This is a genomic window from Halomonas sp. DP5Y7-2 (assembly GCF_019802025.1).
GTDB classification, from domain to species: domain Bacteria; phylum Pseudomonadota; class Gammaproteobacteria; order Pseudomonadales; family Halomonadaceae; genus Halomonas; species Halomonas litopenaei_A.
The window spans coordinates 203208-215418 of sequence record NZ_JAHVHY010000008.1; the positions used below are offsets into that span (position 1 = coordinate 203208).

At 62.8% G+C, this 12211-nt stretch carries 10 protein-coding genes; 4 read left to right on the forward strand and 6 right to left on the reverse strand.

Annotated elements, in window-relative coordinates:
- Nucleotides 1-64: 64 nt before the first annotated feature.
- The gene (locus KUW18_RS16380) at nucleotides 65-667 is read right to left on the reverse strand and encodes a TetR/AcrR family transcriptional regulator (RefSeq protein ID WP_315900685.1); all 603 of its coding nucleotides are present in this window, start codon (nucleotides 665-667) and stop codon (nucleotides 65-67) included.
- 218 nt (nucleotides 668-885) lie between these two features.
- Between KUW18_RS16380 and KUW18_RS16385 the strand changes: the two genes are divergently transcribed.
- On the forward strand, nucleotides 886-2541 hold the full coding sequence (locus KUW18_RS16385) for an ABC transporter permease (protein ID WP_206940870.1): 1656 nt from the start codon (nucleotides 886-888) through the stop codon (nucleotides 2539-2541).
- A 71-nt stretch (nucleotides 2542-2612) separates the two neighbouring features.
- Here the strand turns inward: KUW18_RS16385 and KUW18_RS16390 are convergent, their stop codons facing one another.
- Nucleotides 2613-3728 (reverse strand): ABC transporter ATP-binding protein, encoded by a 1116-nt coding sequence (locus KUW18_RS16390; RefSeq protein ID WP_206940681.1) that lies wholly within the window; start codon nucleotides 3726-3728, stop codon nucleotides 2613-2615.
- 423 nt (nucleotides 3729-4151) lie between these two features.
- On the opposite strand from KUW18_RS16390, the gene KUW18_RS16395 reads away from it, so the two are divergent.
- Nucleotides 4152-5171 carry a Fe(3+) ABC transporter substrate-binding protein gene (locus KUW18_RS16395; RefSeq protein WP_206940683.1) on the forward strand — a complete coding sequence of 340 codons (1020 nt, stop codon included), beginning with the start codon at nucleotides 4152-4154 and terminating at the stop codon, nucleotides 5169-5171.
- A 135-nt stretch (nucleotides 5172-5306) separates the two neighbouring features.
- On the opposite strand, the gene KUW18_RS16400 is transcribed toward KUW18_RS16395, so the two are convergent.
- The 3 genes from KUW18_RS16400 to KUW18_RS16410 form a co-directional block, all read right to left on the reverse strand.
- Entirely contained in the window at nucleotides 5307-5819 is a 513-nt protein-coding gene (locus KUW18_RS16400; protein ID WP_222163936.1) for a hypothetical protein, read from the reverse strand.
- Between the two features lie 196 nt (nucleotides 5820-6015).
- The gene (locus KUW18_RS16405; protein WP_222561887.1) at nucleotides 6016-6738 is read right to left on the reverse strand and encodes a haloacid dehalogenase type II; all 723 of its coding nucleotides are present in this window, start codon (nucleotides 6736-6738) and stop codon (nucleotides 6016-6018) included.
- A gap of 237 nt (nucleotides 6739-6975) precedes the next feature.
- Entirely contained in the window at nucleotides 6976-7857 is an 882-nt protein-coding gene (locus KUW18_RS16410) for a LysR family transcriptional regulator (RefSeq protein WP_222561888.1), read from the reverse strand.
- 89 nt (nucleotides 7858-7946) lie between these two features.
- On the opposite strand from KUW18_RS16410, the gene KUW18_RS16415 reads away from it, so the two are divergent.
- On the forward strand, nucleotides 7947-8693 hold the full coding sequence (locus KUW18_RS16415; protein WP_222561889.1) for an NAD(P)H-dependent oxidoreductase: 747 nt from the start codon (nucleotides 7947-7949) through the stop codon (nucleotides 8691-8693).
- A gap of 36 nt (nucleotides 8694-8729) precedes the next feature.
- Here KUW18_RS16415 and polA read toward each other — a convergent pair whose 3' ends face one another.
- Complete coding sequence (gene polA / locus KUW18_RS16420; protein ID WP_222561890.1) at nucleotides 8730-11516, reverse strand: DNA polymerase I; 2787 nt, start codon at nucleotides 11514-11516, stop codon at nucleotides 8730-8732.
- Nucleotides 11517-11760: 244 nt separating this feature from the next.
- On the opposite strand from polA, the gene KUW18_RS16425 reads away from it, so the two are divergent.
- On the forward strand, nucleotides 11761-12030 hold the full coding sequence (locus KUW18_RS16425) for a DUF2782 domain-containing protein (RefSeq protein ID WP_222163933.1): 270 nt from the start codon (nucleotides 11761-11763) through the stop codon (nucleotides 12028-12030).
- The last annotated feature ends 181 nt before the right edge of the window (nucleotides 12031-12211 follow it).

The following is a 12211-nucleotide window of genomic DNA, read 5'->3' on the forward strand; positions in this document are numbered from 1 at the left end:
TCAGTTTTGTTTCAATGCCTTGCGCCAGGATCTTGGTTCAGGCTGTTGCGCCAACAGGACGTATTCAGCGACAGCCTTGTGTAGCCGTCTCCGGACCGGCGGCTATCGCATCCCAGGCCATGGCAAAGGCCAGCTCGATATTGGCGTCACTGGGGTCGAAGGGGTGGCACTGCTGGCCGTGTACCAGCTGATAGATCGGCAAAAACAGAAAGCAGTGCACCAGGGCGCGACCGGCGGGCTTGAGCACACCGCTGCGCTGGCCCTGGTCCACCACGTCAAGCAGCGGCGACAGTCGGCGGTCGTTGCGCTCACGCAGTGCGTCGGTCATCCATACCGAGTGACTAAAGGCATCGTGAAAGCGAAACAGCCGCGGCTGCTCCAGCGCCAAGCCGAACAACGCCCGCCAGATCGCCTTGAGCCCTGCACGCAAGTCGACTTCGTCATCGAAGGCTTCCAGCGCGGTATCGATCAAGCGGTCACACACGTGCACAAAGGTCGCTTCGAGCAGCGCGGTCTTGTCGGTGAAGTGGATGTAGACCGTCGCCGGCGAGACCTTGGCGCGACGCGCAATACGCGCGACCGAGGCGACCTGAAAGCCGTGCTCTGTCACTTCGACCAGAGTGGCTTCGAGCAGTCCCACTCGCTTGCTGTCATCACGGGGTCGCACGATCAAAAAGCCTCCTGTCAGATGCCTTTTAAAATAAATGAATACTCATTCACTTTCAAAGCCATCCTGTGGCTGCCTGGCAGGAATACCTGAGCGATACCGCGCCCCTGTCCCTTTCCACTGACTGCAGCATCGGCGACGGGCTGGTATCATCTTGCGTCCCGCCCGACCTGCGGTGTCCGACCAGGAGTATCCCCTTGTCCAGCAGTTCTTCCTCAATGGCCAACGCTCCATCACGACGGCTATCTCGCTGGGGCTGGCTCACTCTGGGTGTTGCCGCCGTGGTCGCCTTGCCGGTGCTGGTCATTCTTGGCCACATTCTTGTGCCTGCTGGCGATATCTGGCGCCACCTTGCCGACACTGTGCTGAGTCGCTACCTGGTCAACACCCTGCTGCTGGTCCTGAGCGTCGGCCTTGGCACGCTGGCGATCGGTACCGGCTGCGCCTGGCTGGTGGTCATGTGCCGCTTCCCGGGCAAGCGCCTGTTCGAGTGGGCCATGCTGCTGCCACTGGCGGTGCCTACCTATGTCATCGCCTATGCCTATACGGACTTTCTGCAGTACGCAGGCCCACTGCAGAGCCTGCTGCGGGAGACCTTCGAGTGGTCGCGCGGTGACTACTGGTTCCCCGACATTCGCTCCCTGCCTGGGGCGGCCACCCTGATCACCCTGGTGCTCTACCCCTACGTCTACATGCTGGCGCGAGCCGCCTTTCTGGAGCAGTCGGTGTGCATGCTGGATGTGGGACGAACGCTGGGACGCACGCCCTGGCAGATGTTCACCCAGGTAGCGATGCCGTTGGCGCGTCCGGCTCTGGTGGGCGGGGTATCGCTGGCGCTGATGGAGACCCTCAATGAGTTTGGCGCGGTGCAGTACTTCGGGGTCGATACCTTCACCACGGGCATCTACCGCACCTGGTTCGGCCTGGGCGAGCAGGTCGCCGCCGCCCAGCTGGCCGCCTGCCTGCTGGCCTTCGTCATCCTGTTCGTGCTGCTCGAGCGCTGGTCACGGGGCAAGCGCCGCTTTCATCACACCTCGCACCGCTATCAGCAGCTGCCGGAGTATCGACTTAGAGGTGCCCGTGCCTGGGGGGCGACACTGGCTTGCGCCGTGCCGGTGACCGTGGGCTTCGTGTTGCCCTGCCTGTTGCTGGGCAGCATGGCCCTGAAGGCTGGCGACAGCGTGCTGGGAGGCGCCTTTCTGGAGTACGCCGGCAATAGCCTGCTGCTGGCCATCAGCGCCTCGCTGGTGGCGGTGGGACTGGCGGTCATCCTGAGCTACGGCGCCAGACTGGAAGCCAGCGCGGTGACCCGCACGGCAACGCGAATTGCCTCCCTTGGCTACGCCATCCCGGGGTCCGTCGTGGCCGTCGGCATCCTGATTCCCTTTGCCTGGGTCGACGACCATGTCAATCAGCTCTACAAGGCCGCCACCGGGGAGGTGATCGGGCTCATTCTCAGCGGCACCGCCTTTATCCTTATCTACGCCTACGTAGTGCGCTTCCTGGCGGTGTCCTTCAACGCGGTGGAAGCCAGCCTGGGCAAGGTCACACCGTCGATGGATGCCGCTGCACGCACCCTGGGGGAGACCGCTACCGGCACGCTGCGCAAGGTGCACACCCCAATCATGCGAGGCAGTCTGCTGGCCGCCGGTATCCTGGTCTTTGTGGATGTCATGAAGGAATTGCCGGCCACGATCATTTTGCGTCCGTTCAACTTCGACACCCTGGCGGTCAGGGCCCACAACCTGGCCGCCGACGAGCGGCTCGCCGAGGCGTCCACGTCCTCGCTGGCGATCGTGGCGGTAGGGATCATTCCGGTGGTCCTGCTGAGCCTGGCCATGCGCCGCTCGCGCCCTGGCCACAGAGGCGCCTGATCAGACTGAGCGTCAGCCGGGCCAGCTCATGTCAGCTGAGATCATCCGATCTCAGCTGATATCACCTGATATCACACCATGTCGGCGGGATAGACAAAGGCCTGGGCCGGATCGAGACTGACCTGAACGGCCTGGCCTTCGCGGGGAAGAAAGACGCCGGGTACGCGGGCGTGCATGTGGGCTTCCTGGCCATCACTGCCATGCACGCAGAGGTGCAACAGGCTGCTGCGTCCCAGTAGGCGTGCCATCAGCACGTGGCTGTGATGTTCGTGCGCCTTGGGACTGTCGATCTCCACCACCCGCAGCGCTTCCGGTCGCACCAGCACCTGCGCACGCGAACCCTCGGCCAGGTCACTTGCCACCGGTCCCACGGCCGTGCGCACATAGCCCCGCTGCACCGTCCCTTCGAGACGATTGACGTCCCCAAAGAAGGTCACCACGAAGGGCGTCGCGGGCGCACAGTAGAGCTCTTCCGGGGTGCCTGCCTGCACCACCCTGCCTTCTCGCATCAAGACGATACGATCGGCCATGAACATGGCCTCTTCCGGGTCATGGGTCACCAGCAGGGTGCCAGCGCCCAGCTGCTTCAGCACGTGCAGGGTATCGTCCCGAATCCGGTCCCGCAGTCGTGCGTCGAGGCTGGAAAAGGGCTCATCAAGCAACATCAACTTGGGCGAAGGCGCCAGGGCTCGGGCCAGGGCCACGCGCTGCTGCTGACCTCCCGACAGGGTATGAGGAAATGCCTCGGCATAACCGTCCATGCCAAGCTGGGCAAGCAGTTCCAGCGCCCGCTGTCGGCGCTTGGCTGACGGCAGTCCCTTAAGCCCGAAACTGACGTTGTCGAGCACGCTAAGGTGAGGAAACAGCGCCGACTCCTGAAATGCCAGGCCGACGCTGCGCTTTTCGGGGGGGACATGGGCCAGCCCGGGGGCCGCAAGGCGCTCCCCATCGAACACCAGCTCCCCGCTTTGCAGCGCCTCAAGCCCCGCCACAATGCGCAGCAAGGTCGTCTTGCCACAGCCGGAGGGCCCGAGCAGGCACACCACTTCCCCTGGCGCTATCGAAAAGGACACATCACGCACCGCCAGCGCATCAGCGTAGCGATGCTGGACCTTGTGCATGGTCATCAACGGTGTCTGTTCGAGTGCTAGCTGCTCGGCAGCAGCGGAGGCAGAGTGTGGGGGCATGACGGTCATCGCACCTGAAGAGCCGAAAACAAGAGTGGCGGGTGTCAGGCCCTGCGGCCTCGGGACGCCCACCAGCGCCGCTGGGCAGGCCATGGTAACGCGAATCCTTCCAACACGCCTTCCCCCTTTTCCGTTACCAGACGCCGGCCAGCTCCCTTCACCAGACGCTGGCAAGCGCCGGTGCGTGCCCCGCACCGCCTGTCACACCCCTGGCAGGCGCACCCCTCGTCGAGGCTACTGCCTCTATTGAGGTAACTGCCCCTATGGTAGCGGGCTTACCTCGGATGAGCCGTGCCGACTATGCCGAGTGAAGCCATCGCCATCGCTCCGTGGAGGCACAATGATTGACGCCACCGGCAACAAGCCGTTCAATATCATCGCAGAATGACACGTATTATCATTCCCCACTACAAGAGGTCTCCGATGTCAAACGCCACTCGCCTCGCCGCCGCCATTGCCCTGGCAAGCGCTTCCGGCCTTGCCTACGCCGACGGCAGCGTCAACGTGTACTCCGCTCGTCACTATGACTCAGACCAGGCCATGTACGATGCCTTTACCGAGGAGACCGGCATCGAGGTCAATGTGCTGCAGGGCGATTCCGATCAGTTGATTCAGCGCATCAAGCGCGAAGGCGAAGCCAGCCCGGCAGACATCATGATGACCGTGGACGCTGGCCGTCTGTGGCGTGCCGAGGAAGAAGGCATCTTCGCGGCGGTGGACTCCGAGGTGCTCAATGAGCGCCTGCCCGCCAGCATGCGCCACCCTGAAGGTGACTGGTTCGGCTTCAGCCAGCGTGTGCGTGCGATCTTCTACAACCCGGAGACCATCGATCCTGAACAGGTCGACACCTACGAGAAGCTTGCTGACCCGAGCCTCAAGGGCAAGATCTGCATTCGCTCGTCCAACAACATCTACAACCAGTCACTGCTGGCATCGATGATCGAGCACCACGGCGAGGAAGGGGCTGAGGAGTGGGCCCAGGGCGTCGTCGATAACATGGCGCGGGACCCGGAAGGCGGTGATCGTGACCAGATCAAGGGCGTGGCCAGCGGTGAGTGCGATGTGGCCGTCGCCAACCACTACTACTACGTGCGCCTGCTGACATCCGACAACGACGACGAGCGCGAAGCCGCCGAGAGCGTTCAGATCCTGTTCCCCAATCAGGATGACCGTGGTGCCCACGTCAACGTCGGCGGCGCTGGCCTGGTCAAGGGTGCGCCGAACCACGATAACGCGGTGGCCTTCCTTGAGTTCCTGGCATCCGACAAGGCCCAGGAGCTGTTTGCGGTGGGCAATCACGAGTTCCCGGTGGTGGAAGGCGTCGCCCTCGATGAGGTGCTGTCTTCCTGGGGCGAGTTCAAGAAGGACGACGTCAACGTCAGCGTGCTGGGTGAAAACAACCCGGAAGCGATCAAGATCTTCGACCGCGTTGGCTGGCGTTGATCCGTCGCTGAGGCCAGCGACTGCCAAGTTGCAGGCCTGACGCAAAAAAAGCCCCGAGCCAGTCAATGGCTCGGGGCTTTTTCGTTCGCAGCGTCTTGGATCGCGGCGTGTTCGTCCGCAACGTCGAGATGGCGCTCAGCGGCCGGTGGACTCCAGTCGCAGATCATCCGGATGCTGCCAGACATCCAGGCTGGCCATGCGACGCCCGCGATCATTCAGGAAGGTTTCCAGTGACACGGTGGTGTCGGTGCCTGCCTTGGAGAAGATCAAGCGGTCGCTGCCTTCCTCACGGGTCGAGGACCAGTCCGCACCGAGACATTGCCCCAGCGCTTCACCGCCGACCGCGAGCGCCCCGCGCGGATCATTGCTGTCCATGCGGCCGAAACAGGAATAATGATCGGGACGCTGGGATGAGGTGATCAGGCAGGACTCATGAAACGCCTGAACGTCGGTTTCCCAGGTGCGGGTCAGACGGTTGTCTTCGAAGCGCCCCTTGATGCCAGCAAAGCCTCCTTCGGCACTCGCCACCGCCTGATTGAGCGCACTACAGTCAAACATTTCCGCGGCGGTCTGTGGCTGCGAGGTCGACGCACAGCCTGCCAGCGTCACCATGGCAAGCGCTGCCCATCCCATCTTTACCCGTGTCATATCCTTGTCTCCGGCAATGGGGCCGTGGCATCCACGACCAAGTTGGCATTCCATGACCGACACCATAGCACCCGCAACACGATCTCGGCAGTGGTGAATGACCACTTGTCGAGGCGGACTACCTGGCGGGCAAAGCCAGTCCCCAGGCATCACCAGGTTCGATGGTCATTATCCTTAGCCTCCAGCGACTGGCCCACTAGCACTGCAGTGCGCGGGCCAGGTCCGTCAGCGAGCTGGCGTGAAGGTCGTTGGCGGAGGATCCCTCCACCGACTTGGGGGCGTCGGCGCCAAACTCGTGGGGGCGCTCGATGTAAGCGGTCTTGAGGCCACAGCCGCGAGCGGCGTCGAGATCATCCTGGTGGGCGGCCACCAGCATGACCTCCGATGGGTCCACCTCGAACACCTCGGCGACGCCTAGGTAGGTGTCCGGATGGGGCTTGTAAGCGCGGAAGACCTCTGCTGACAGAATCAGGTCCCAGGGCAGTCCTCCTAGCTTGGCCATATCGGCCAGCAGCCCCAGATTGCCGTTGGACAGGGTGCAGATCACATGGCGTTGCTTGAGTCGCGTAAGCCCCTCGACGCTGTCGGGCCAAGGCGCCAACCGGTGCCAGGCAAGGTTGAGCTGCCTCCGCCCCGGCTCGTCCAGCGCCAGGTGATACTGATCGAGCAGCTCGTCCAGAATCATCCGGTGCAAGTCGTCGATGCGCGTCCAGCCCAGCTCGCCTGACATCACCCGAGCCATCGCAGGCTTGTAGCCCGCCCGCCAGGCTCGGGCAAAGTCAGCTGGCGTCAGCGCACAGCCGGGACCGTCAAGCAGGCCCAGGGCCTCGACCTCGCGCACGATACTGCCGTGCCAATCCACCACGGTGCCAAAGATATCGAAGGCCAGTATCTTCGGGCGTACAGGTGCTGTCGTCATCGTCGCTCTCCTTGTTTCGCTGCCGGTGGATCTTGTCCGAAGTCGTAGCGCTAGCAGACGTCAGGACAAGGACTTGGCCTAGGGCTTGTCTGAAAAGTGCCTGCGCTCGGTAATACAGCGTTAAAAATCGGCTGGTGCGCCAGCCCGGTCAAAATGCTCATTTACACCCCGTAAACTGCGCTTTCTCACCGATTTTTGCCTTGTCTAACCTTCGCTCGTCGACTTTTCGGACAGAGCCTAGTGTTTTGCGCCCGCCGCCTCGGGCGCCAACCTCGCCCTGAGTGACTCGGCAAGAAAGTCGATAAACAGGCGTAGCCGCACAACCTGACGCATGTCCTGGTGGGCCAGCAGCCACAGGTCCACCGTCAACGCCTCCTGCTCATCTCCTACCTGTTTCAAGTCGGCATCCACATCGCCCAGATAACAAGGAAGCACTACCGCCCCCAGGCCACGTCTGGCGGCCTGCTGCCGCCCCAGCAGGCTATCGCAACGGAAGCGAACCATGTCTCGTTCGACCTTGTCTTCCATCCAGGCCGCCAGCGCCGCATCGTCGGGGCGCTGTCCCTGATCGATCCAGGCGGTGATGTCGCCCGGCTCGGAGATGTCGCCGTCGCGAGCCACGTAGATCGCCTGGCGAATCGAGCCGACTCGCCGACCGACCAACGTCTCCGGCGGCTGATTGGAGGGACGAATTGCCACCTCGGCGTCACGTGCGGCTAGATCATAGAGGGCATTTGACACTGAGACATCAAGCACGATGGCGGGGTGGCATCGCTGGAACGCCTCGAATACTGGCATCAGCAGCCCCTGCAGCAAGGAGTCTGTCAGGGTGACGCGAATGACGCCCTCCAGCCGTTGATCCCGCCCCTGGATGCGGCGCGTCACTCCTTCTACCTCCTGGTGCACGCGCGCTGCCGCCTGTGCCATCTCTTCCCCCGCCAAGGTGGCCTGGTAACCACCAGGTGAGCGTTCGAACAACAGCACACCCAGACGCCGCTCGATGTTCTTCAGGCGCCGAAACACGGTGGCGTGGCTGACGCCAAGCTGGCGCGCCGCCCCTGAGAGTGAGCCCGAGCGCGAAATCTCGAGCACCGTCCTCAAGTCGTCCCAACTGTTCATTTTTGCAAAGCCTGCCGACAAGAATAGGGAATTTCGTTGCACAAGTGTAAGGCATAGCCTGAACCCCACCCACCGCAATGGAGTCGACCATGAATGTGCTGATTGTTCACTGTCACCCCGAGCCCCAATCCTTGAACGGCGCCTTGTCTGCCATCGCCGTCGACATCCTGACCACCCAGGGACACAGGGTGGAGATCAGCGACCTGTACGCTGAAGGCTTCGATGCCATTGAACACCCACGCCACTATCGCCATCGTCAGGATTCACAGGTCTTCAATGCACTGACGGAACAACGCCATGCCTTCGAAGGCGAACAACTTCCCGAGGATGTGGCAAGAGAAATCCAACGGCTGCAACAGGCGGACCTGGTGATGTTTCAGTTTCCACTGTGGTGGCATGGTCCGCCGGCCATGCTCAAGGGTTGGTTCGATCGCGTGATGGTATACGGAGGCTTGTATTCCGGCAGTCGCCGCTATGATCGCGGGCGGCTCAAGGGCAAGCGCGCCATCTGTGCAGTAACGACCGGGTCGCCGGCGGAAGCCTTCGAGCCAACAGGACGGGCGGGAGACATCGTTAAGCTGATGTACCCCCTCCACTGCTCCCTGTACTACCTCGGCCTTGAGGTGCTGCCGCCCCAGCTCGCCTTCGGCATCCAGGGCGGCGGCCTTGCCTACCAGGAGGAGGCCGCATTCCGCAGCCACCTCGAAAGCACCAAGGCCGACTGGCGAGCCAGGCTTGATAGCCTGGAAGGGGAGTCGACGATCCCCTTCTCCGGCTGGGACGACTGGGATGAACACGGCCGCCTTGGCCTGCGTCACCCCCTGCGCTGGCGCTGAAAGGCGCGCAGCGGTGGTCCAGCACTCCCCCTGGCCTCAATGCGCCTCGTCCCAGTTGGCACCGCTCTCGGCTTCGACAATCAGGGGCACATCGAGGCTGGCAGCATTCTGCATGCGCGTCTTGACCTCGGCCATGAAGGCGTCCACCTGGTCTTCCTTGACCTCGAACACCAGCTCATCGTGGACCTGCATCACCATCCAGGCATCGAAGCCATTGCTGCCCGCCTGCTCGGTCAGCCAATCGTCCATGTCGATCATGGCCTGCTTGATGATGTCTGCCGCCGTCCCCTGCATGGGCGCGTTGATGGCGGTGCGCTCGGCACCCTGGCGACGAGCGCGGTTCTGAGAGTGAATTTCCGGCAGATAGAGCCTGCGCCCGGCCACTGTCTCGACGTAGCCATCCTCGGCCGCCTGAGCACGGATACGCTCCATATAGCGGGCTACCCCGGGATAGCGATCGAAGTAGCGATCGATGTAGGTCTTGGCCTGGCTCTGCTCGATGTGAAGCTGGCGACCCAGCCCCCAGGCGCTCATGCCGTAGATCAGCCCGAAGTTGATCGCCTTGGCACTGCGGCGCTGATCACTGGACACCTTGTCCAGGCCGACACCGAACACCTCAGCCGCCGTGGCGGCGTGAATGTCCTTGTCATCGGCAAAGGCCGACAGCAGGCCCTTGTCACCGGACAGGTGCGCCATGATGCGCAGCTCGATCTGAGAATAGTCCGCTGCCACGATGCGATAGCCAGGCCGTGCCACAAAGGCCTGACGGATGCGGCGTCCTTCGTCGGTACGAATCGGGATATTCTGCAGATTGGGATCTGACGACGACAGCCGACCGGTGGCCGTCACCGCCTGGTGATAGCTGGTGTGCAGACGACCGGTGGACGGGTTGACCAGCCTGGGCAGCTTGTCGGTATAGGTGGAGCGCAGCTTCGAAAGGCCGCGATGCTCCATGATCAGCTTGGGCAGCGGATAATCCAGTGCAAGCTCTTCAAGCACCGCCTCGGCGGTGGACGGCGCGCCCTTGGGGGTCTTCTTGATCACGGGAATGCCCTGCTCTTCGAACAGGATCTGTCCCAGCTGCTTGGGCGAACCCAGGTTGAACTCTCGTCCGGCCAGCTCGAACGCCCTGGCCTCGAGCTCACGGATGCGCTCGGCCAGCTCCTGGCTCTGGGTGTGCAGTAGTTCGACGTTCAACGCTACCCCGTTGCGCTCCATCCGCGACAGCACCCGAACCAGCGGCCGTTCAAGCCTGTCGAGCACCTCGGCCAATCGCCCCGTCTGCTCGAGGCGAGGGCGCAATTCGTGGTGAAGGCGCAGGGTGATATTGACGTCCTCGCAGGCGTAGGGAGCCGCCTGTTCCAGGGCAATCTGGTTGAACGTCAGCTGCTTGGCACCCTTGCCGGCAATATCCTCGAACTTGACCGTGCCCTCGCCCAGGTACTTCAGCGCCAGGGAGTCCATGTCATGCCGGGTGGCGGTGGAATCCAGCACGTAGGACTCGAGCATGGTATCGATCAGAGGCCCGGCGACCGCCATCTCGTAGCGTGCCAGTACCGAGATGTCGTATTTCAGGTTCTGGCCAATCTTGGCGATGCGCTCATCGGCCAGTATCGGAGCAAGCGACGCCAACACCTGCTTGCGATCGAGCTGGGCAGGGGCATCCAGGTAGTCATGGGCCAGCGGGATGTAGGCGGCCTCGCCCGGGGCCAGGGCAAGGCCAATACCGACGATCTCGGCCTCCATATAGTTGAGGCTGGTGGTTTCCAGATCGAAACAGAAGGCCTCGGCGTCGGCCAGCCGCTGGAGCCAGGCGTCCAGCTCGGCCTGCTCGAGAATCACGTGGTCCTCCCGCGTATCCCCCGCGGCGACCTTGCCATCCTCGGCGTCATCGCTCCCCGCCGGGGTGGCCGTGCCACCCGCCACATCATCGACGCCCTCGTCCTGACCGGCCAGCAACTCCGACAGCCAGTTCTTGAACTCCAGGCGCTGGTAAAGCGTCTTCAGCGCCTCACGGTCCGGCGCAGCGATGGCCAGGTCATCGAGGCCGAGCTCCAGCTCGCAGTCGGTCTTGATCGTGGCCAGCGTGTACGACAGGTAGGCCTGATCGCGATGTTCCTCGAGCTTCTTGGGCAACGTCTTGGCGCCACGAAATGACAGGGTCTTGACCTTGTCGAGGTCGCCATAGATCACATCCAGCCCGCCTTCCATGCCCTGCAGCAGGCCGATAGCGGTCTTTTCGCCAACCCCCGGCACTCCGGGGATGTTGTCGACCTTGTCGCCCATCAATGCCAGGTAGTCGATGATCAACTCCGGCGGCAGACCAAACTTGTCCCTCACCCCGGCCACATCCAGGGTTTCGTCCTTCATGGTGTTGACCAGGGTGATATGGCCATTGACCAGCTGCGCCATGTCCTTGTCGCCGGTAGAGATCACGGCGTCGCGGCCGGCGTCCGTCGCCATCCGGGCCAGGGTGCCAATGACATCATCTGCCTCGACCCCCTTGATGCACAGCAGCGGCAAGCCCAGCGCCCTGACGCAGTCGTGCAGCGGCTCGACCTGAGCGCGCAGGTCATCCGGCATCGGCGGCCGCTGCGCCTTGTACTGATCGTACAGCTCATCACGAAAGGTCTTGCCGGGCGCATCGAAGACCACCGCCATGGGACTGTCCGGATAGTCCTTGATCAGGCGCTTGAGCATGTTGATCACGCCCTTGATGGCACCGGTAGGCTGACCTTCGGAGGTGGTCAGCGGCGGCAGGGCGTGAAAGGCACGGTAAAGATAGGAGGAACCGTCGACGAGAACGATGGGGCTAGAGGCCATGGATCGGCGTCCCTGTAAGAAAGAATGTCTACGTTGCCACACATGATACGCATCCCGTGCGTCTTTTGCCGGTCGCTTTTCGCCGAGTGAAGCCCAGAGCGTCGCTCCACCCTGGCACCAGCGTCAGCCCGCTGCGGCGCGACCACAACGCCTTTGCCGGGGAACCCCGCGACACGTATCATGGTCTTATCGAACACCGTTCTACCAAACCGTTTGACGATGAACTGTCATCAGGAGGCTTACCATGATGATTCAACGCCTCACCAGCGCTAGCCTGCTGGCCCTGACGCTACTGGCGACAGCGGCACCCGCTGTGGCGCAGGTGCAACCGGATGTCAGCGTACGCCAGGAAGCCGGCCAGACCCTGAGCGAGTACCGAGTCAACGGCAAGCTGTATGCCATCAAGGTGGAGCCCAAGGGTGGCAGCACCTACTTCCTGGTGGACCGCAATGGCGACGGCAACTTCCAGCGCCAGACCAGCGATAGCGTCGACGTGCCCAGCTGGGTCCAATAGCCAAGCAGGGTCCAATAGCCTGGCCGGGGCCAATCGACGAGCGTCGTCGCTCCGCCTTCGCTACCCGCCCGTTGTGCTCACCTTGCACGTTTGCTGTCCGCGCCCTGCGCGCCCCAGGCCCGCTGCCGGGCACTTGCCCCAAGGGGCACTGTCATTCCGCTGAGATTACGTTTCTCGATCA